At 63.8% G+C, this 20,238-nt stretch carries 20 protein-coding genes and 1 tRNA gene; 15 read left to right on the top strand and 6 right to left on the bottom strand.

Features of this window, described 5'->3' with window-relative positions:
• The first annotated feature begins 19 nt into the window (after positions 1-19).
• From BMW90_RS07255 to BMW90_RS07240, 4 genes are read left to right on the top strand one after another with little or no spacing between them, the layout of a single operon-like run.
• On the top strand, positions 20-484 hold the full coding sequence (locus tag BMW90_RS07255; RefSeq protein WP_074835837.1) for a RidA family protein: 465 nt from the start codon (positions 20-22) through the stop codon (positions 482-484).
• The gene (locus BMW90_RS07250; RefSeq protein WP_074835835.1) at positions 481-1,233 is read left to right on the top strand and encodes a glycerophosphodiester phosphodiesterase family protein; all 753 of its coding nucleotides are present in this window, start codon (positions 481-483) and stop codon (positions 1,231-1,233) included. The genes BMW90_RS07255 and BMW90_RS07250 overlap by 4 nt, the downstream gene beginning before the upstream one ends.
• Before the next feature lie 47 nt (positions 1,234-1,280).
• Complete coding sequence (locus tag BMW90_RS07245; protein ID WP_074835834.1) at positions 1,281-2,468, top strand: GNAT family N-acetyltransferase; 1,188 nt, start codon at positions 1,281-1,283, stop codon at positions 2,466-2,468.
• Positions 2,465-2,761 (top strand): 4a-hydroxytetrahydrobiopterin dehydratase, encoded by a 297-nt coding sequence (locus BMW90_RS07240; protein WP_048533087.1) that lies wholly within the window; start codon positions 2,465-2,467, stop codon positions 2,759-2,761. The genes BMW90_RS07245 and BMW90_RS07240 overlap by 4 nt, the downstream gene beginning before the upstream one ends.
• 95 nt (positions 2,762-2,856) lie before the next feature.
• On the opposite strand, the gene BMW90_RS07235 is transcribed toward BMW90_RS07240, so the two are convergent.
• Positions 2,857-3,345, bottom strand: coding sequence for a peroxiredoxin (locus BMW90_RS07235; protein WP_048533085.1), 489 nt, complete (start codon positions 3,343-3,345; stop codon positions 2,857-2,859).
• A 101-nt stretch (positions 3,346-3,446) separates the two neighbouring features.
• Here BMW90_RS07235 and BMW90_RS07230 point away from each other — a divergent pair, with 101 nt between their 5' ends.
• Together BMW90_RS07230 and rsmD are read left to right on the top strand one after the other, a co-directional pair.
• On the top strand, positions 3,447-4,655 hold the full coding sequence (locus BMW90_RS07230; RefSeq protein WP_074835832.1) for an NAD(P)/FAD-dependent oxidoreductase: 1,209 nt from the start codon (positions 3,447-3,449) through the stop codon (positions 4,653-4,655).
• Positions 4,652-5,215: a 16S rRNA (guanine(966)-N(2))-methyltransferase RsmD gene (gene rsmD / locus BMW90_RS07225; protein ID WP_074835831.1), complete on the top strand. Its 564-nt coding sequence runs from the start codon at positions 4,652-4,654 to the stop codon at positions 5,213-5,215. The genes BMW90_RS07230 and rsmD overlap by 4 nt, the downstream gene beginning before the upstream one ends.
• Before the next feature lie 267 nt (positions 5,216-5,482).
• Here rsmD and rlmH read toward each other — a convergent pair whose 3' ends face one another.
• From rlmH to BMW90_RS26660, 4 genes are all read right to left on the bottom strand, one after another.
• Positions 5,483-5,953 carry a 23S rRNA (pseudouridine(1915)-N(3))-methyltransferase RlmH gene (gene rlmH, locus BMW90_RS07220; RefSeq protein WP_074835829.1) on the bottom strand — a complete coding sequence of 157 codons (471 nt, stop codon included), beginning with the start codon at positions 5,951-5,953 and terminating at the stop codon, positions 5,483-5,485.
• Positions 5,954-5,962: 9 nt separating this feature from the next.
• Positions 5,963-6,412 (bottom strand): ribosome silencing factor, encoded by a 450-nt coding sequence (gene rsfS, locus BMW90_RS07215; protein ID WP_082154539.1) that lies wholly within the window; start codon positions 6,410-6,412, stop codon positions 5,963-5,965.
• 63 nt (positions 6,413-6,475) lie between these two features.
• Positions 6,476-7,831 carry a mechanosensitive ion channel family protein gene (locus BMW90_RS07210; RefSeq protein ID WP_082154538.1) on the bottom strand — a complete coding sequence of 452 codons (1,356 nt, stop codon included), beginning with the start codon at positions 7,829-7,831 and terminating at the stop codon, positions 6,476-6,478.
• Between the two features lie 183 nt (positions 7,832-8,014).
• Positions 8,015-8,176, bottom strand: coding sequence for a hypothetical protein (locus BMW90_RS26660; RefSeq protein WP_158499046.1), 162 nt, complete (start codon positions 8,174-8,176; stop codon positions 8,015-8,017).
• 253 nt (positions 8,177-8,429) lie between these two features.
• On the opposite strand from BMW90_RS26660, the gene leuC reads away from it, so the two are divergent.
• The gene (gene leuC, locus BMW90_RS07205; RefSeq protein WP_048533080.1) at positions 8,430-9,833 is read left to right on the top strand and encodes a 3-isopropylmalate dehydratase large subunit; all 1,404 of its coding nucleotides are present in this window, start codon (positions 8,430-8,432) and stop codon (positions 9,831-9,833) included.
• An 85-nt stretch (positions 9,834-9,918) separates the two neighbouring features.
• Positions 9,919-10,524: a 3-isopropylmalate dehydratase small subunit gene (gene leuD, locus BMW90_RS07200; RefSeq protein ID WP_074835828.1), complete on the top strand. Its 606-nt coding sequence runs from the start codon at positions 9,919-9,921 to the stop codon at positions 10,522-10,524.
• A gap of 69 nt (positions 10,525-10,593) precedes the next feature.
• Here leuD and BMW90_RS07195 read toward each other — a convergent pair whose 3' ends face one another.
• On the bottom strand, positions 10,594-10,992 hold the full coding sequence (locus BMW90_RS07195; RefSeq protein WP_074835826.1) for a mannose-binding lectin: 399 nt from the start codon (positions 10,990-10,992) through the stop codon (positions 10,594-10,596).
• Positions 10,993-11,500: 508 nt separating this feature from the next.
• Between BMW90_RS07195 and BMW90_RS07190 the strand changes: the two genes are divergently transcribed.
• The 7 genes from BMW90_RS07190 to BMW90_RS26125 all read left to right on the top strand — a co-directional run bounded on the left by BMW90_RS07190 (position 11,501) and on the right by BMW90_RS26125 (position 19,942).
• The gene (locus BMW90_RS07190; protein WP_048533074.1) at positions 11,501-12,328 is read left to right on the top strand and encodes a hypothetical protein; all 828 of its coding nucleotides are present in this window, start codon (positions 11,501-11,503) and stop codon (positions 12,326-12,328) included.
• Between the two features lie 68 nt (positions 12,329-12,396).
• Positions 12,397-13,374, top strand: a complete 978-nt coding sequence (locus tag BMW90_RS07185) for an endonuclease/exonuclease/phosphatase family protein (protein ID WP_244526452.1) — start codon at positions 12,397-12,399, stop codon at positions 13,372-13,374.
• A gap of 163 nt (positions 13,375-13,537) precedes the next feature.
• The gene (gene leuB / locus BMW90_RS07180) at positions 13,538-14,644 is read left to right on the top strand and encodes a 3-isopropylmalate dehydrogenase (RefSeq protein ID WP_074835824.1); all 1,107 of its coding nucleotides are present in this window, start codon (positions 13,538-13,540) and stop codon (positions 14,642-14,644) included.
• Positions 14,645-14,799: 155 nt separating this feature from the next.
• A complete protein-coding gene (locus BMW90_RS07175; protein ID WP_048533071.1) occupies positions 14,800-15,744 on the top strand; it encodes a DMT family transporter in 945 nt (314 codons plus the stop codon).
• 47 nt (positions 15,745-15,791) lie between these two features.
• Positions 15,792-15,868, top strand: a tRNA-Pro gene (locus BMW90_RS07170).
• 458 nt (positions 15,869-16,326) lie between these two features.
• Positions 16,327-17,349 carry an AAA family ATPase gene (locus BMW90_RS07165; protein ID WP_074835823.1) on the top strand — a complete coding sequence of 341 codons (1,023 nt, stop codon included), beginning with the start codon at positions 16,327-16,329 and terminating at the stop codon, positions 17,347-17,349.
• A complete protein-coding gene (locus BMW90_RS26125) occupies positions 17,315-19,942 on the top strand; it encodes a S8 family serine peptidase (protein WP_083415986.1) in 2,628 nt (875 codons plus the stop codon). The genes BMW90_RS07165 and BMW90_RS26125 overlap by 35 nt, the downstream gene beginning before the upstream one ends.
• The last annotated feature ends 296 nt before the right edge of the window (positions 19,943-20,238 follow it).

Below are 20,238 nucleotides of genomic sequence, written 5' to 3'. Positions count from 1 at the left end.
AAATCTCAGGAGGTGCCCGATGGACAACCCGATAGAAGCCCGCATTGCAGAGCTGGGCCTTGCCCTGCCCGACGCCCCCGCGCCGGCCGCGAACTACGTGCCTTTCGTGCGCTCCGGCGACACGCTTTACGTCTCTGGCCAGATCTCTTCCGGTGCCGAGGGGCTGATCCTCGGCAAGCTGGGAGAGGACATGGCGGTCGAGGCCGGGGCGGCGGCGGCGCAGGCCTGCGCGCTGAGTCTGCTGGCCCAGGTGCGCGCCGCCTGCGAAGGCGATCTGGGGCGGTTGAAACGGGTGGTCAAGCTTACCGGCTTTGTCAATTCCACCCCGAATTTCACCGACCAGCCCAAGGTGATCAATGGCGCCTCGGACCTGATGGTCGAGGTTCTGGGCGAGGCCGGACGGCATGCCCGCTCGGCGGTCTCGGCGGCGTCGCTGCCGCTCGGCGTGGCGGTCGAGATCGAAGGCATCTTCGAGATCGCATGACCCTGCCCGCCGCCTTTCAGACCCGCCCGATCGCCCACCGCGCCCTGCATGACCGCAGCGACGGGCGGCCCGAGAACTCGCGCGCCGCGATCCGCGCGGCCATCGCGCGGGGCTATGGCATCGAGATCGACCTGCAACTTTCGGCCGACGGTCAGGCGATGGTGTTTCACGATTATGCCCTCGACCGGCTGACCAGCGCGCGGGGCGCGATCCGGGACCGGACGGCCGAGGCCCTGGGCGCGATTGCGCTGACCGGCGGCGACGAAGGCATTCCGACCCTGGCCGAGGTGCTCGCGATCACTGCGGGACAGGTGCCGCTGCTGGTCGAGATCAAGGATCAGGACGGCGCGATGGGGCCGGATGTGGGCCCGCTGGAACAGGCCACCGCGCAGGCGCTCGACGGCTATGCCGGGCCGGTGGCGGTGATGTCGTTCAACCCGCATTCCATGGCCGAGATGGCGCGCCTCGCGCCCGATCTGCCGCGCGGGCTGACCACCTGCGCCTTTGACGATGGCGACAGCGCGAAGCTGCCGGAGGCGACCCGCGCGCATCTGCGCGACATCGCCGATTTTGACCGGGTTGGCGCCAGTTTCATCAGTCATGATCTTTCGGATCTGACGGCCGCCCCGGTCACCGCGCTCAAGGCCCGCGGGGTGCCGGTGCTGTGCTGGACCGTGCGCACGCCCGCGCAGGAGGCAGCGGCGCGCCGGGTGGCCTGCAATATCACCTTCGAGCAGTATTTGGCTTGAATGCGCGTCCCGAGACGCCAAGTCTCTGAAGGACGAAGGCAGGTGTGATGCGCGAAACCCAGATTGAAATCCAGACCCATGACCGGATATCCGAGATCGGCGCCGCCGTCTGGGATGCCTGTGCCTGCCCCGAAACAGACGACGGCGGGCGGCCTTTTGACCCGTTCACCACCTACCGCTTTCTCGAGGCGCTTGAGGCCAGCGGCTCGGTCGGGCGCGGCTCCGGCTGGCAGCCGACCTACCTGACCGCGCGGCTGGGCGGCGAGGTGATCGCCTGCGCGCCGCTTTATGCCAAGAGCCACAGCCAGGGCGAATATATCTTCGACCACAATTGGGCGCATGCCTATGAGAACGCCGGCGGCGACTATTACCCCAAGCTTCAGGTTGCGGTGCCCTTCACCCCGGCCACCGGTCGGCGCTTTCTCACCCGGCCGGGCTTTGCCGAAATCGGCGCCTCGGCGCTGATACAGGGCGCGATCCGGCTGGCGGCCAACAATGGCCTGTCGTCGCTGCATGTGACCTTCTGTACCGAAGAAGAGGCCCGGGCGGGCGAAAGCATGGGTCTGCTGCGCCGTCAGACCCAGCAGTTCCACTGGGAAAACCACGATTACGAAGATTTCGACGCCTTCCTCGCCGCGCTCTCGTCGCGCAAGCGCAAGACCATCCGCAAGGAACGCCAGCGCGCCCGAAGTTTCGGCGGCACGATCCGCACCCTGACCGGCGATCAGATCGAAGCCGAGCACTGGGATGCCTTCTGGGTGTTCTACCAGGACACCGGGAGCCGAAAATGGGGCACGCCCTATCTGACGCGGGCGTTTTTCGACATCGCCCAGGAGGCGCTGCGCGACGATATCGCGCTGGTGCTGGCGGAGCGCGACGGCAGGCCGGTGGCGGGGGCGCTGAATTTCATCGGGCGCGAAGTGCTGTATGGCCGCTATTGGGGCTGTATCGAAGATCACCCCTGCCTGCATTTCGAAGCGTGTTATTATCAGGCCATCGACTTTGCCATCAGCCGGGGGCTGGCGCGGGTCGAGGCCGGGGCGCAGGGCGAACACAAGCTGGCGCGCGGATATCTGCCGGTGCCCTGCCATTCGCTGCATTGGGTGGCCGACAAGGGCTTTGCCGAGGCGATTTCGCGCTATCTCGAAGCGGAGCGCACGGCGATTGACGAGGATATCGAGATCCTGACAAGTTATGGCCCGTTCCGGCGCGACCAACAGGAGGAACAGCAATGAGCGAGAAACTGTCTGACACGGGCCGCAAGACCATGCTTGCACCGCTGGTCGCCAAGGGCTGGACAATCGACGACGATCGCGACGCGATCTGCAAGACCTATGTGTTCGACGATTTCATCGACGCCTTCGGCTGGATGACGCGGGTCGCGATCTATGCCGAGAAATGGAACCATCACCCGGAATGGTCGAATGTCTACAAGACCGTCGAGGTGGTGCTGACGACCCATGACGTCGACGGGCTGTCCTCGCTCGACGTCAAGCTGGCCCGCAAGATGGACCAGCTCGCCGATTGAGCCCCGCGCCCCGGACCTGATCCGGGGCCTCATGGTCGGGGCCGTGGTCCCGACCTGCGGGGCGAGGTCCCGGATCGGGGTCCGGGACGGGGAGATCAGATCGCCGCCAGCAGCGCCTCACCGGCCGAGGCTTCGCAGACGCCGGGGCTTTCCTCGCGGTGCAGCACCTGGACGACGCCGTCCTCGGCATAAAGCGCGTAGCGCACCGAGCGGTCAAAGAACCCCACGGCGGGCGCGGTGAAGTTCATGCCGATCGCCTTGGTGAACTCGGCCCCGGAATCGGCCAGAAAGCTCAGCCCGGCGGCATTGGCACCGCTGCTTTCGCCCCAGGCGTGCATGACGAAGGGATCGTTGACCGAGACGCAGATGATGTCCTGCACGCCCTTGGCCTCGAACGCCGCCCGGGTGCGGATGAAGCTCGGCACATGGGCCGAGGAACAGGTGCGGGTAAAGGCGCCCGGCAGCCCGAAGATCACCGTTTTGCGGCCCTTGAGCCGTGCCCCGAGATCCACCGTCTCGGGCCCGTCGGCGCCGATCCGCAGCAGGGTGGCCGTGGGCAGGGTGTCGCCGGATGAAATCGTCATGTCTGTGGTCCTATTCGAATTGCGTTCGCCGTGACGCCCGATATAGGCTTTGCCGCGGCGAGGGCCAGCAAGATATTCGGATTTCAGCGAAAGGACAGCCCATGGCGCATTTCATCGTGGTCGGCGGCGGGCAGGCCGGGGCATCGCTTGTTGCCAAGCTGCGCAACAGCGGCTTTGACGGCCGGATCACCTTGATCGGCGCGGAACCGGTGCCGCCTTATGAACGGCCGCCGCTGTCCAAGGCCTATCTGCTGGGCGAAATGGCGCAGGAGCGGCTCTATCTGCGGCCGGCGCACTTCTATGACGATCTGGACATCACGCTGCGGCTGAACACCGAGGTGACGGAGCTCGACGTCGGCGCCAAGACGGTGTCGCTGGGCGCGGAGGGGCTGGCCTACGACAAGCTGGCGCTCTGCACCGGGTCGCACCCGCGCAGGTTGCCAGCGGCGATCGGCGGCGATCTGGGCAATGTCTTTACCGTGCGCACCCTGGCCGATGTCGACGCGATGGCGCCGCAGGTGCGCGAGGGGGCGCGGGCGCTGATCGTCGGCGGCGGCTACATCGGGCTCGAGGCGGCGGCGGTGGCGGCCAAGAAGGGCATGCAGGTAACCCTGGTCGAGATGGGCCAGCGCATCCTGCAACGGGTGGCGGCGAGGGAGACCTCGGACCATTTTCGGGCGCTGCACAAAAGCCACGGGGTTGATATCCGCGAAGGTGTCGGGCTCGAACGTCTGCTGGGCGACGGCGACGTCAGCGGCGCCAGGTTCACTGATGGCAGCGAGATCGCGGTCGACATGGCGGTTGTCGGGGTCGGCATCGTGCCGGCGACCGAGCTGGCCGAGGCGGCCGGGCTGGAGATCGACAACGGCATCAAGACCGACGCTCGTGGCAGGACCTCGGCGCCGGATGTCTATGCGGCCGGGGATTGCACCTCTTTTCCCTATCGGGGCACACGCATTCGTCTGGAAAGCGTGCCCAATGCCATCGATCAGGCCGAGGTTGTGGCGCAGAACATGATGGGCGGCGATGTGGACTATGTCGCCAAGCCGTGGTTCTGGTCGGATCAATACGATTGCAAGTTGCAGATTGCCGGGCTCAACACCGGCTATGACCATGTCGAGACCCGCCATGGCGACGATGGGCGCACCTCGTTCTGGTATTTCCACGGCGCGCAGTTGGTGGCGGTCGACGCGATGAACGACGCCCGCGGCTACATGGTGGCCAAGCGGCTGATCGAGGCCGGCAAGACCATCACCCGCGACGAGGTGCACACCCCCGACGGCGATCTGAAGAAGCTGCTGAAACGGTGAGGATCATCGCCGGAGAGCACCGCGGCCGCGCCCTGACCCCGGTGGGCAAGGGCGACGCCGGCGCGCATCTGCGGCCCACCACCGACCGGGTGCGCGAGAGCCTGTTTTCCATGCTGGGCGGCGGCCGCTTTGGCGCGCCCTTCGATGGCACGCGGGTGCTCGATCTCTTTGCCGGCACCGGCGCGCTGGGGTTCGAGGCGCTGTCGCGCGGCGCCGCCGAGGTGGTGTTTGTCGATGACGGCCGCAAGGCGCAAAAGCTGATCCGCGCCAATATCGCGCTGCTGCGCGAGGCCGGGCGGGCGCGGCTGATCGCCCGCGATGCCACCCGGCTTCCGGCAAACGAGGGGGCGGGGTTCGATCTGGTCTTTCTCGATCCGCCATATGGCAAGGCGCTGGGCGCCAAGGCGCTGGCCGCGGCGCAAGCCGGCGGCTGGATCGCCGCCGATGCGCTGATCGTCTGGGAGGAAAGCACGGCACAGGTCGCGCCCGAGGGATTCGATCTGCTCGAGGCGCGCCGGTACGGCGATACCTTTATCAGCCTTCTGGAGCCAGTAAACTGACGGCTGTGGCATTGCGGTGACAGCGGATCTGTGGCATTGTGTCCCTGTCTTGCATGCGACCACCCTCACGGCGGCCCGACGGGCCGCAGCACGGCATGCCACGGCGCCGCCCGGCTGCGCACGGGCCGCAAGCAATTGCGGCTAAGCCGAAGCGGCGCCGTGGCTACGTGTGCGGGGCAGGGGCCGCGCAAAGCGTCTTTTCTGACAACGCCGATCTGACTTCGCTTCGGATGAGACGTCGGCGTGAGGGGCGGGCAGGAGCGCGTTTCAGACCCGGTGATACGGCGCGCCGGCCAGGATCGAGGCGGCGCGATACAGCTGCTCGCTCAGCATCACCCGCACCAGCATATGCGGCCAGACCATCTTGCCGAAAGACAGCGCCATGTCGCATTCCGCGCGCAACCCGCGGTCGATGCCATCGGCGCCACCGATGATCAGCGCCAGATCGCCGCGGCCATCATCGCGGTGACGCGCAAGGACATCTGCAAAGTCGGGAGAGCTCATCAGCTTGCCGCGCTCGTCCAGCGCCAGCTTGACCGCGCCATCGGGCAGCGCCTTGCGCAACAGGGCGGCCTCGGCGGGCATGCCGCCGCCCTTGCGGTCCTCGACCTCGTGAAAGGTCACGGGGCCCAGCCCGAGAGCCCGGCCCGTCCTGTCGAAGCGCGTGGCATAATCCTCGATCAATGTCTTCTCGGGGCCCGCCCTGAGGCGGCCCACCGCGCATATATGCACACGCATCCGGCTGGGTCAGTGGCCCGTGGGCCGCGACGCGGCTTCGCCTGTCGGCAGCCACATCTTCTCCAGCTGGTAGAACTCGCGCACCTCGGGGCGGAAAACGTGAACGATCACATCGCCGGTGTCGATCAACACCCAGTCACCGGTTTCCTTGCCCTCGGTCTTGGCGCTGCGGCCAAGATCGGCCTTGAGCATGTCGACAAGCTTTTCCGAAATCGCCGCGACCTGACGTGACGACCGGCCGGAGCAGATCACCATGTAGTCGCCCATGGCCGTTTTGCCGCGGAGGTCGATCTCCACGATGTCCTCGGCCTTGCTGTCGGAAAGAGATGTCAGGATTTGCGCAAGCAGCTCTTCGCTGGTGACTTCCGCATGTTGGCCCGTACGGGGCGCGCCTTGAACGGCAGAATTTGCCGCAACGGTAAGAGTCAGGACTCGGTCCTCCTTGGTTTCGCGCCGCATCGCCCGGCGCTTGGCGTACCCTCAATCTAGCAATCCGAGGGTCACAATTCAATGAAACTGGGCTCAGGGTTGCAATATGCCGCCGGACTCGGTTTCCTCCGCCCGGTCATTGAGCATCCGCACCTCGCGCTGCGGGAAGGGGATCGAGATGTCGTTTTCCTGGAAAGCGTCCCAAAGCGCAAGGTACACATCGCCGCGGATGTTGGTCAGCCCGCCGGTCGGATCGCTGATCCAGAAGCGCAGGATGTAATCGACCGAACTGTCGCCGAAGCCGACGATATGGCAAACCGGGGTCTTGGGATGTTCCAGCACCCGTTTGACGCCCGAGGCCGCCGCGATGGCCAGCTTGCGCACCTTGTGCGGGTCGTCGCCGTAGGCGGTGCCGAAAAAGATATCCAGCCGCACGAAATCCGAGGAATGCGACCAGTTCACCACCTGGCCGGTGATCAGATCCTCGTTGGGGATCAGGTATTCGCGGCCATCGCGGGTGACGACGCTGACATAGCGCGCGCCGAGCGCGTTGATCCAGCCAAAGGTCTCGCCCAGGCTGATCACATCGCCCGGCTTGATCGACTTGTCGATCAGGATGATGATGCCCGACACCAGGTTCGACACCACCTTTTGCAGCCCGAAGCCGAGGCCGACGCCGATCGCCCCCGAGAGCACCGCCAGCCCGGTCAGGTCGACGCCGACCATGTTGAGCCCGATGAAGAAGGCCGCGCCGTAAAGCACCACCTGGAGGAATTTCACCGCCAGCACCTGCATCGAGGGCGAGATATCCTCGTTGCGCCGGATCCGGGTGGCGGTGGTCTTGGCGATGAAGCGCGCCAGCGCAATTGTCACCGTCAGGATCACCAACGCCTGCACCAGCAGCCAGGCCGAAAGCCGCATGTCGCCGAGAGTGATTGCCAGGCCTTCGAGCAGGCGCTGGGTGTCCGCGGTCAGCCCGAGGATCGACAGGGTGACCCAGATCCAGGCGCCGTACCGGACCGTGGTGCGCAACAGCGGATTGTCGATCAACCGGGTGGCAAAGACGACAAACAGCCAGGCGGCGGCAAGATTGGCAAAGATCGCAAGCAGGTAGGAGCGCGAGGGCCAGGTCACCTCGCGCATGATCAGCACGGCGATCCACATCAGGGCGACAAAAAAGATCATCCTGAGCCGGCGATGCACGATCACCAGCACCCGCATCCGCCAGCGCGGCCAGCCTTCGCGGCCGCGCATCCAGTCGTGCAGCCGCGGACGGGCGAGGCTTCCAACGCCCCAGGCCACCGCCAGAAGGGTCACCGCGATGAGCACCTGATAGCGGATCCAGGGGCGCAGCAGCATGTTGAAATAGAACTCGGCCCAGGCCTGCGCGTTGGTAAGAAAGCCCTCGAGCAGGGCGATTGCGTTGGCGGGGTCGGTCTGCGGGTCCATCTGGGCTCCTGGTGCGGGGAAGATCAGCTTGCACCGTCAGGTTTCACCAGACAAGCCTTGTCGGGCGGGCGGTTAGGCGCCGCTCGGACCACAGGCGCAACGCGCCGGGGCCATGGCGGCCCGACCGGCGCTGCCGGGACAATACGTTTCGAGTGCTGCGATGGCGCGGCGCCGCAGGGGCGCCTAATGCGGCCCCTGGCCGGTCGCGTCGATCACCGCGCGGAGGGTGTTTTCCGAAAAGCCGGTCTGCGAGGGTGTCGCGCCGCCCTGGACAGATTGCACGGCAAGCCCCGCGGTCAGGACCGCGGCGCAGAGGCCCAGATAGATCACGCTCAGCTTGCTCATTGTTCAACCCCGCCCACGCCCCGGCCCCGGCTTTCAGGGGGATCACGTTTTCCGGGAAACCTTCGCTTAGGCTTGCGAGAATCTCGCCCAACCTGTAAGGGCCAGCTATGCAAATGCTGACGGATATTCAAGACCGCGCCCGCCTGAGCGAGCGGTTCTTCGGTGCGACCTTCACGGTTCTCGCACGGCTATAAGCGGCCTTTTGCCAATCCGCCCCTGAAATGATGATTAATTGAACGGGAGAGGACCAGCCATGTCCCCCAAAACGCTCTATGACAAGATCTGGGATGCGCATGTCGCGCATGAGGCCGAAGACGGCACCAGCCTGCTGTATATCGACCGCCATCTGGTGCACGAAGTGACCAGCCCGCAGGCCTTTGAAGGCCTGCGCATGGCGGGCCGCAAGGTGCGCGCGCCGGAAAAGACCATCGCCGTGCCGGATCACAACGTCCCCACCACCCCCGACCGGGTGAACGGCATCGACAACCCCGAAAGCCGCATCCAGGTCGAGGCGCTCGACAAGAACGCCAAGGAGTTTGGCGTGCATTACTACCCGGTCAGCGACGTTCGCCAGGGCATCGTGCACATCGTCGGGCCGGAACAGGGCTGGACCCTGCCGGGCATGACCGTGGTCTGCGGTGACAGCCACACGGCGACCCACGGCGCCTTTGGCGCCCTGGCGCATGGCATCGGCACCTCCGAGGTCGAACACGTGCTGGCCACCCAGACGCTGATCCAGAAGAAATCCAAGAACATGAAGGTCGAGATCACCGGCAAGCTGCGCCCCGGTGTCACCGCCAAGGACATCACCCTGTCGGTGATCGGCGAGACCGGCACCGCCGGCGGCACCGGCTATGTCATCGAATATTGTGGCGAGGCGATCCGCGACCTGTCGATGGAAGGCCGGATGACGGTCTGCAACATGGCGATCGAAGGCGGCGCCCGCGCCGGCCTGATCGCGCCGGACGAGACCACCTTCACCTATATCAAGGGCCGGCCGCACGCGCCGAAAGGCGCGCAATGGGAAGCGGCGCTGACCTGGTGGAAGACGCTCTTTTCCGACGATGACGCCCATTGGGACAAGGTGATCACGATCAAGGGCGAAGACATCGCCCCGGTGGTGACCTGGGGCACCTCGCCCGAGGACGTGCTGCCGATCACCGCCAAGGTGCCGGCGCCCGAGGATTTCAAGGGCGGCAAGGTCGATGCGGCGAAACGCTCGCTGGATTACATGGGCCTCAAGCCGGGCCAGCCGCTGACCGAGATCGAGATCGACACGGTCTTCATCGGCTCCTGCACCAACGGCCGGATCGAGGACCTGCGCGCCGCGGCCGAGATCCTCAAGGGCAAGAAGATCAAGGACGGCATGCGGGCCATGGTCGTTCCCGGGTCGGGCCTCGTGCGGGCCCAGGCCGAGGAAGAGGGCCTGGCGGATATCTTCAAGGAAGCCGGATTCGAATGGCGCATGGCCGGCTGTTCGATGTGCCTGGCGATGAACCCCGACCAGCTGTCCGAGGGCGAGCGCTGCGCCTCGACCTCGAACCGCAACTTCGAGGGCCGTCAGGGCTACAAGGGCCGCACCCACCTCGTTTCCCCCGCGATGGCGGCGGCGGCGGCAGTGACCGGCCACCTGACCGATGTGCGCGAGATGATGTAACGGCACAGGTGCGCGGAAACCGCACACCCTACGCCCCACCCGTAGGGTGCGCATGTACTGCGCACCGTCCGACAAGGAAGAACCGATGGAAAAATTCACCAAACTCACCGGCACCGCGGCGCCCATGCCGCTGGTCAATATCGACACCGACATGATCATCCCCAAGGTGTTCCTGAAATCGATCCAGCGCACCGGCTTCGGCAAGAACCTGTTCGACGAGATGCGCTACAACCGCGACGGCTCGGAAATCCCGGATTTCGTGCTGAACAAGCCGCAGTACCGCGACGCCGAGATCCTCGTCGCCGGCGACAACTTCGGCTGCGGTTCGTCGCGGGAACACGCGCCCTGGGCGCTGAAGGATTTCGGCATCAAATGCGTGATCTCCACCTCCTTCGCCGACATCTTCTACAACAACTGCTTCAAGAACGGCATCCTGCCGATCGTCCTGCCGCAGGAAGATGTCGACAAGCTGATGGATGACGCCGAGCGCGGCGCCAATGCCAAGCTGACCATCGACCTGGAAAACCAGACCATCCAGGGCCCCGATGGCGGCACCATCACGTTCGAGGTCGATGCCTTCAAGAAACATTGCCTGATGGAAGGCCTCGACGACATCGGGCTGACCATGGCCAAGGAAGCCTCGATCGACAGTTTCGAGGCCAAGGCGGCGCAGGAGCGTCCCTGGGTCTGAGGCCCACGGCCTGCACGACGGTCACGGAAACGGCGCGGTCCTCCGCGCCGTTTTTTGTTGCGGCCCCGTTCAGTTCGACAGGGTGCCGTCGGAATTGCCGATGCCGGGCACATTGATCGAGGTCTCTTCGAATGTGCCGGCCTCGGTGCGGCAGTTGGCGGTCAGGGTCACGCCGTCGATATTGGTCTCGAGCATGATGTTGCCGCAGCTCTTCTGAAAGCTGGCGACGTCTCCCGACATCTCGAGCCTGCCGTTGTTGTTGGCGATCGCCGGTATGGCGATGCTGGTCTGGTTGGGCGAGCCGTCGGCGCGCAGGCAGGTGGCGTGGATCTCGGCCCCGCCGTCAGCGCCGTATTGAAACGAGGTGTTGGAGCAGGTGTTCGGAAAGGTGCTGGCGTCGGAATGGCCGGCGGCCAGAACCGCACCCGGAACGAGACTCAGCAGGGCGGTTGCGACAAGCGTTCTCATGGAGGTCTCCCCTTGATCTATCCGGCCGCTTCAGGCGCGACCCGAGCGGAGCGTACCCGAGGCAACCTATCACCCAAAGGTAGAATTGCGCGAATCAGGCTCCCTCGGAGCAGGAAAGATGGTGCCCCGTGACCGGGGTGACAGGCGGATGCGATTGTGAGGGGGCGCCGCAATCGCGCTCGAAAGACGATTGCAGCGATACTTTCGAATAGGGCGGCAATTCGAAGGAATATGGTGGGGCTTGTATCCCTATACCTATGCGCCGCTACATCTGGTGTGCGCTGTTTTCATTGACGTTTTCCTGCCCTATTATTGATGCAATCGGGCACCACCTATCCCACGAAATTGCCCGAATAGTTTCAATACTGTGAACAGACGGTTGAGAGACCGGCCGAAAGGGGGCAACAATTGGGCAAGAATGAGGCAGGCCGCAGAACCCAAGCGGCATCAAACTGGAACAAGGGCACGGCATCGTACCGTGTCCAACCGGATTGAAGGGAACGGGGCAGTGATTTCACGCATATTCGGTGCGGCGGTACGGGCGTTGCTGGTGTCAAGCCTGGTGGTTCTGCCAGCTTTGATGCTGGGCCCGAACGGTTCCGATGGCGCACAGATATCGGTGCTGGTCGCGCTCCTCGCGGCGGTCTTTGTCTTTGCCGAATATTCCTCGTCCTACCCCAGCTTTGTCGAGTTCCGGCACGCGCCGCCGTTCAACCGCATGCGCTTTGTCATGCTGATGCTGATGGTGATCTGCCTGACCTGGCTGACCCGTCATGCCGGGCATCCCGGCGTGCTGACCGGCATCGTCTCGCGCGGGGCTTCGGCAATGGGCGAACTGCTCGATCTGCCGTATTCGCCGGTGCGCATCTTCATCTACGGCCTGCCCACGGATTCCAGCCTCGAGCTGATCGAGCGGGCCCGCGACGGCGCGGCGATGGTCTATGCCATGTCGCTTACCGCTCTTGGCACGTTCGCGCTTCTGGTGCATGTCTATGACTGGCCGTCGCGCAACGGGGCGTTCAACGTCTGGGTCAACCTGCCGCTTTTCGATCCGACCACCGGCGGCGACGTGCTGCCCCGGCTGCGCCGCGACGGCTGGCTCAACATCGCGGCAGGGGTTGTCCTGCCCTTCGTGATCCCGGCCGGTATCCGGCTGGCCTCCGGGGTGTTCGATGCCTTCACGCTGTTTGACTCGCAGAGCTTTGTATGGACGATGGTTGCATGGGCCTTCATTCCCGCCAGCATGATCATGCGCGGCATCGCCATGGGCCGGGTGGCCGACCTGATCGAGGAAAAGCGCCGCCGCGCCTATGCGCGCGCCCAGCACGCTGGCTGATCCTTCTTTTCTGTTGCCTGGTCGGGCCGCCGCTTGGCGCCGAGCCGCTGCGCCTTGCCACTTGGCATGTGGAACTGAGCCGCAAGGGGCCCGGCCTGCTGCTGCGCGATATCCGCAAGGGTGAGGATCCGCAGGTCGCGGCGGTGGTGCGGCTGCTGGCCGAGGTGCGGCCCGATATCCTGCTGCTCACCGACATCGACCATGACCTGACGCTGCTGAGCCTGCACGCGCTGCGCGACCGGATCGCCACGGCGGGACCCGATTATCCGCATCTTTTCGCACCGGCACAGAATGCCGGGCGCGACATCGGGGTGGATCTCGATGCTGACGGGCGCCGGCAAGAGCCCGAGGATGCGCTGGGCTTCGGCTTTTTCACCGGCGACAACGGCATGGCGCTGCTGTCACGCTATCCGCTGGCGGCGGGCGCGCGGGATTTCTCGGCGCGGCTCTGGCGCGACCTGCCGGGCAATCTGATGGCGGGGGCGGAGCTCCCGGCGGCGGCGCAGGACGTGCTGCCGCTGTCAAGCGTGGCGCATTGGGCGGTGCCGCTGACCCTGCCGGGCGGCCAGTTGACCGTGCTGGCCTTTTCCGCCACGCCCCCGGTGTTCGACGGGCCCGAGGACCGCAACGGCCGGCGCAACCACGACGAGGTGATCTTCTGGCGGCACTATCTCGACGGCGCTTTCGGGGCGGTGCCGCAAAACCTGGTGCTGATGGGCAATGCCAACCTCGACCCCGAGGATGGCGAGGGCCGCCATGCGGCGATCCGCACGCTGCTGGCCGACCCGCGCCTGCAAGACCCGGCTCCGCGGGATCCGGCCGCCGCGGAAGAGGCCACTCCCGGCCAGCGCGGCGATCCGGCGCGCGACACCGCCAATTGGACCGATCCGGTGCCGGGCAACCTGCGGGTCGATTACGTCCTGCCCGCGGCCGATCTGACGGTGCTCGGCAGCGGCACCCGCTGGCCGGCGCCCGACAGCCTGGCGGCACGGGCCTCGCGGCATGCGCTGGTCTGGGTTGATATCGACTGGCCGCCGGGCCGGTGACCCCGTCCCGGACCTGATCCGGGGCCTCCCCCTTGGCCCGGAGGCCCCGGAGCGCGGTCCGGCGCGCGCGGGACGAGAGGCGCGCGGGCCTCGTCATTCTTGACCCTCCGGCAGGCATTGGATAGGCGATGCGGGAACGTTTTTGTGACAAAGGAACCGCCTCATGAGCACGCCTTCCCTTCTGATCCTGCCGGGTGACGGCATCGGCCCCGAGGTCATGCAGCAGGTCCGCCGGATCATCGACTGGTACGGCGACAAGCGCGGGCTCAAGTTCGAGGTCAGCGAAGATCTCGTCGGCGGCTGCGCCTACGACAAACACGGCACGCCGCTGCATGACGACACCATGGCCAAGGCGCAGGAGGTCGATGCCGTCCTGCTGGGCGCCGTGGGCGGGCCGCAATACGACACCCTCGACTTCTCGCTCAAGCCCGAGCGCGGCCTTCTGCGTCTGCGCAAAGAAATGGACCTCTATGCCAACCTGCGCCCGGCACAATGTTTCGACGCGCTGGCGGATTTCTCGTCGCTGAAAACCGACGTGGTTTCGGGCCTCGACATCATGATCGTGCGCGAGCTGACCTCGGGTGTCTATTTCGGCGAGCCGCGCGGCGTGATCAAGGAAGGCAACGAGCGCGTCGGCATCAACACCCAGCGTTACACCGAGAGCGAGATCGCGCGCGTCGCCCGGTCGGCCTTCGAACTGGCCCGCAAGCGTGGCAACAAGCTCTGCTCGATGGAAAAGGCCAATGTGATGGAAAGCGGCGTGCTCTGGCGCGACGTGGTCACCGAGGTGCATCAGGCGGAATACCCCGATGTCGAGCTGTCGCACATGTATGCCGACGCCGGCGCCATGCAGCTCACCCGCTGGCCCAAGCAGTTCGACGTGATCGTGACCGACAATCTCTTTGGCGACCTGCTGTCGGACCTCGCGGCGATGCTGACCGGTTCGCTCGGCATGCTGCCCTCGGCCTCGCTCGGCGCGCCGATGGAGAACGGCCGGCCGAAGGCGCTCTACGAGCCGGTGCATGGCTCGGCGCCCGACATCGCGGGGCAGGGCAAGGCCAACCCGATCGCCTGTATCCTGAGCTTTGCCATGGCGCTGCGCTACAGCTTCGACCAGGGCGCCGAGGCCGACCGGCTGGAAAAGGCTGTCGAAAAGGTGCTGGCCGACGGCGTGCGCACCGCCGACCTTTTGCAGGCCGAAGGCGCCAAGCCGGCCTCGACCTCCGAGGCTGGCGACGCCGTTCTCGCGGCGCTCGACGCCTCGCTCTGAGCCAGACCGCGTGATCGCCCCCGCGCGGGGCGATCACGCCACGGCTTGCGGCTCCGGTCCGGGCCGCGCCGCCCCGGGGCTTGATCCCCGGCGTCAAATCGCCGTAACACGTGCATGACGCAAATTGGCCGCGGCCAGAACTTCTGCGAGACCCCATGAACATCAAAGGCCTGCTCTTTGCCCTTTTGGGCTTTGCCATGTTTTCGGTGCATGATGTCGTGGTGAAATACCTCGGCAGCAGCTATTCGCCGGTCCAGATCATCTTTTTTGCCGGGCTGTTCAGCTTTCCGTTGCTGACCTTCGTGCTGATGAGCGATCCGACCCGCGAGAACCTGCGCCCGGTGCATCCCTGGTGGGTCTCGGTGCGGGTCTTTGGCGCGCTGGGGGCGGGCCTTCTGGCGTTTTATGCCTTTTCCGTGCTTCCCCTTGCCCAGACTTACACGCTGCTCTTTGCCGCGCCGATCCTGATTACCGTGCTGGCGATCCCGATGCTGGGCGAAAGCGTCGGCCCGCACCGCTGGGCGGCGGTGCTGATCGGGCTGCTGGGGGTGATCGTGGTGCTGCGGCCCGGTGCGCAGGAGCTGACGCTGGGCCATGCGGCGGCGCTGGGCTCTGCCTTCTGCAACGCGCTGTCCTCGGTGGTGGTGCGCAAGATCGGCAAGGAAGAGCGCACCGTTGTGCTGCTGCTCTATCCGCTGGCGGGCAATTTCATCCTGATGGGCCTGGCACTGCCCTTTGTCTATGTGCCGATGCCGATGCTGGATCTCGGCGGTCTCGGCATCATGGCCTTGCTGGGCTTTACCGCCAGCATGTGTGTCATCGCCGCCTATCGCTTCGGCGAGGCGGCCATCGTGGCGCCGATGCAATATTCGCAAATCATCTGGGCCACCTTCTTCGGCTTTCTGCTGTTCGGTGAAAGCCTGGATCGGCCGACGATTTCCGGCGCCGGGCTGATCATCCTTTCCGGCCTCTACATCGTCTATCGCGAGAGCCGCGGCGGCAAATCCAGCAACACGCCGGTGCTGCGCAACCGCAGTCGCGGCTACAGCCCCGGCAGCCTTCGCACGTCGGCGATCCTGAAGCGCTGGAAAAGCGACTGAAACCTCTTGCATTGCCGCAAGCACCGATGTAATCCGCCGGTCACGGTCGGAGTGTAGCTCAGCCTGGTAGAGCACTGTCTTCGGGAGGCAGGGGCCGGAGGTTCGAATCCTCTCACTCCGACCAATGAAACAAGTGTCGATAGTCAGGGCATTTGCCCTTTGGCGTCACGATGTGCCCTTTGGGTGCCGCCGCGCTCTGGCTCGGTTTGCCCGCCGCTAGAGGGCAAACACCTTATCTGCACCCGCCATGCGGGTGCGCCGCTTCATGAAAACGTGGAATCTGCCCGGAACCCTAAGGTTGCCGACAAGGCTAATGGCTGACACAGCGAGCCTACGCTTCGCTGCGTTGTCGCGGAAATTTCGGCCCAAAGTGGCCACTTGTGATCACACGGCGCGCAGCGGTGCGGTTCCGCCGAAACGGTCGTTCAAACTTCGAACGATGATGCGGACGCGGCATTGCCCAAGAGGGTCGCCTCGCCTAGGTCAACGCTCTTGCGGAAAGAAAAACGGCTAATCGGATGACATTCTTTAGAATCCGTCATAGAAGTACGAAATCGGTCAGATACCGGACTGGAGAATTTTGTGCGCAGCGAGCTGATCGTCGAACTTGTCAAGGCCGGAGTATCGGGTAACCAGGACGCCGTCCGGGTTACTGCTGAAGCCATCGCGGCTGAGGAGCGCGCGAAGAAGCACACTGGCGTCGCTGATCGTATTGCCAAAGCGGTTTCTGCTGCGCCTGTCTCCAATATTTCAGGACGCCCGGCCAACGGCAGCCTAAGAGTTCGAGATGGCTCGGGCGGAATTGATCGCCGCCATCCTGAGCGAGCATTGTCTCAGCTCTATCTGACCCAAGCAAACCGAAATGCGTGCCTTGAACTCATCGAAGAGCAGGCGCGCGCCGATGTACTAAGGGCACATGGATATGAACCCCGGCATCGGCTGCTGCTTGTTGGTCCGCCGGGCAACGGCAAAACGTCCTTGGCGGAGTCCATAGCTTCTGAGCTTGCCTTGCCATTGTTCGTCGTTCGATATGACGCGGTCATCACCAGCTACCTCGGTGAAACCGCTCAAAGGCTCCGGAGGCTGTTCGATTATGTCCGAACCGAGCCCTGCGTCCTCTTCTTTGATGAGTTCGACGCGATCGGCAAGGAACGAGGGGACCTGCACGAAACCGGCGAAATAAAGAGACTGGTCACTTCGCTGTTGTTGCAGCTTGACGATCTCCCATCCTACTGCGTTCTGGTTGGAGCCACCAACCATCCCGAGCTACTGGACCGCGCAACGTGGCGCAGGTTCGAAATCCGTCTGACGCTCGATCGCCCCGATGATGAGCACATGACGTCCTATTTTGCTGAGCGACTTCGGGAATTCGATGGTCCGGGTGGATATACGCCGAAGCGTCTCAGAGAAGCGGTAGCGCCACTCAGCTTTTCTGAGGCCGAGACCTTTTTTCATGACTTACATCGTCGCTGCGCTCTTGCACAGGGACGTATAACATTGAGAACATTGATCAACGATCGAATACGTGCTTGGCACAACCAATCCGGCCGAGCACCAGAAGGTGATTTCCATGACCGAGCGACCGATCCTCCCCCTTCCGATTAGAGAGCGGCCGGCTCAGCGTATCCAAGGCTCTCCACCCAAGATGCCCCGTCCGCGGCGCGCTGCAGGTGGCCACACGGTTCAGGCTGAGCGCTTTGAACGAGAATTCTCACGCCTCGATCAAGCTTTTCAAGGCGAAGATGCCAGCGTCTCGCTTCGGGCAGATCCTGCTGGAATAGCGCCCGAGCGCGCGATGGTGTTTGTCTCTGCCGTTCCGATCGCAAATCTCATTCGAGTGGCGCGCGATGCAGGTATTGAGGTGCTGGCTGAGGTGGACCTCGAAGACGATTACGCCCTCCCTGACGGGATGCCAATCGATGGAATCGAGTTCGCAAATCCAACTCTATATGCCACGATGCCCACTGAAGGCTCATTGCAGACCTTACGTCGGCTTTGGCGAACTTACAGGCGAGGTGAAGACCTTCCGGACGGTCAAACTCCTTGGCGCAATCTCTTTGACCTATTGGCTGAACTCCGTCCTTGGGGACCACAGGATCGTTTGACACGCGAGGCACGCGAAATCATTCGTGATCGTTTACCCTTCGACGACGAAGTCGCCGTTAGCCTCGAACTTGAGATTTGGCCAACGCGCAGCGATGAGCGCCGAAATCAATGGCGACGAGAAGCTCAAGCACGGGTTGAAGCTTTCGGGGGCAACATAATTGCGCGCAGCGTAATCTCCGAGATCGATTTCGTTTATGACGCTCTACTGGTATCGATGCCCGCTGGGGCCGTCCGAGAGATGCTGGACAATCCCGCCGCGCCGGAAGGGCTGGCGACGTTGGACGGGTTGCAGTTTATCTTACCTCAAACCATAGCCCAATCGATACCGGTTGAAGACGAAGCAGGGGACGCTGGCCCGGGGCACGAATCAAGAGATCGGCATGACGCTCAATTTGACCCTGAACTCCCAGCTCGCGCACTGCTTCTGGATGGCACCCCCATTGCGGCACATCCTGATCTGAACGATGGCGTTTACATCGAGGATGTGCATGATCTTGTGCGCCTGTCACAGGTTCGGCAGCGTCGTCATGCGACCTCAATGTCTTCGTTGATTCTTCGAGGTGATTTGGACGCTGATGGTGTACCAGTTTCCGACAGCAGACTTCTGTCGGTTCCCGTGCTCGTCGACAATGACAATGCTGCAGTTTCGCCTGAAAGTCGCCTATTCGTCGACGTCATCCATACAGCGCTTGTTGCGGCGTTAGAGGGCCAAAACCCGATTGCTCCTGATGCCTTCGTCGTGAATCTCTCCATCGGCGTGATGAATGGGCATTTCACGGGCCGCTTGAGCGCCTTGGCCCGGTTGCTTGACTGGTGGGCATATAGGGCCGGCGTTCTCTTTGTCGTATCGGCCGGAAATGTTGGCGATGCGTTAACAGTCTCCGGGATCAACGCCACCGCATTTGAGGATGCGGCCATCGAGACTCGTCAAGCGTTGGCGGATGAAGCACGGCGAGCCCAACGGCATAGGCGAACTCTGCTATCTCCAGCAGAAGCCATGAACGTGCTTACGGTTGGTGCCGCTTCGACGAGCAGCGCCGCCAAGGGTGTCGGGACGCTGCCTGCTGGCGTGCTCTCTGTTCATGACGCAGCATCGGTGGTTCCAGCGGTTTCGTCAGCGGCTGGGCCTGGTGCATACCGGGCCATCAAGCCTGATGTATTGGCAGTCGGCGGCCGTCATGATGTCCGCATTTCTTCCAGTGGCGGAAATCTAAACCTTCGGGTAGCAAATGCCCTTCCCGCGTCCGGCCTCCTTGTCGCTGCGCCACCGCAATCGTCCGCAGTATCCGGTCACCGAGCTTGGGCATGCGGCACAAGTTGTGCAGCCGCGCTCACCACCAGATCCATCTTGCAAGCGGCCGCTGCATTGACAGGCCCAGACGGCGCCTACGAAGGACAAGAACTCCCTCGACGCGACATGGCGCTTCTGACGCGAACCCTGACTGTCCACGGGGCTCGTTGGCCAGAAAGCGCAGCAGACCTTCGCAGCTCCCAAATGGCGTCAGGCCAGCACCATGAACATGCCGGTGCTGAGGTCCTGTCCGGATACGGTTATGGCCTTGTAAACGAAGACCTTATGAGCGAAGGGCCGCCCAAGGGAGCGACGTTGGTCGGACTCGGCACAGTCCGCAAAGATGGTGCACGGGTCTTCGAAATGCCGCTGCCTCAGTCATTGTCAAATGACCGGGTGCATAGATCGCTCCTCGTCACACTTGCCTGGTTCTCTCCTATCGATATCGCTCGCGCAAGGTACAGGCTCGCACGCCTTGAGGCGGTTGCCGCTGATGAAGGGGATGAACCAGATAAGGAATGGCGACTTAAGATGAAGGGTGACGTTCCGACGTCAAATGCTATTACCAAAGGAACCGTATGGTCGCGTCGGCTATCCCACGCGCGCGTCTTGACCCCCACATTCGGCGCAGATGCGATCATACCAATCCGAGTACAATGCAGCGACTCTTCGGGTGGCGGACTGAGCCCAGACGAAGACATCCGCTTCGCCATAGCCGTTACGCTGCAACTGGCCATCGATACCCGTTACGACATTCAAACAGAGATCGAGAACCGCTTGAGGATACGGCAAACTCAGTAACTGTTGAGACATTTGGCGTCGCAAGACGGAATGGATCACGGCCTTCACGATTCTTGAGATGAACGTCCGCTCTGACGAAATGCTGCGACGGCAATGCCGCATCGCCGAAAATCTGCTGTCCGCCCTTGGCGTGCTGTTCTCACCCTCTTGCCGTTAACCTTGCACGACGCTTGCTCACCGTTCCGCGGTCAATGTTCATCTCCCTAGGGTCAGGACCCATTGATTTCCGCCTGTCGGCGTGATTCACGGTTCGAAAAACGAGCGGTGAACATGTCCGATCTTTTCTGGCTGACAGA

This window comes from Marinovum algicola, from assembly GCF_900109145.1.
Taxonomy (GTDB): domain Bacteria; phylum Pseudomonadota; class Alphaproteobacteria; order Rhodobacterales; family Rhodobacteraceae; genus Marinovum; species Marinovum algicola.
Note: the sequence above shows the minus strand (reverse complement) of the source record. Positions and strands in the feature narration are given on the sequence as shown.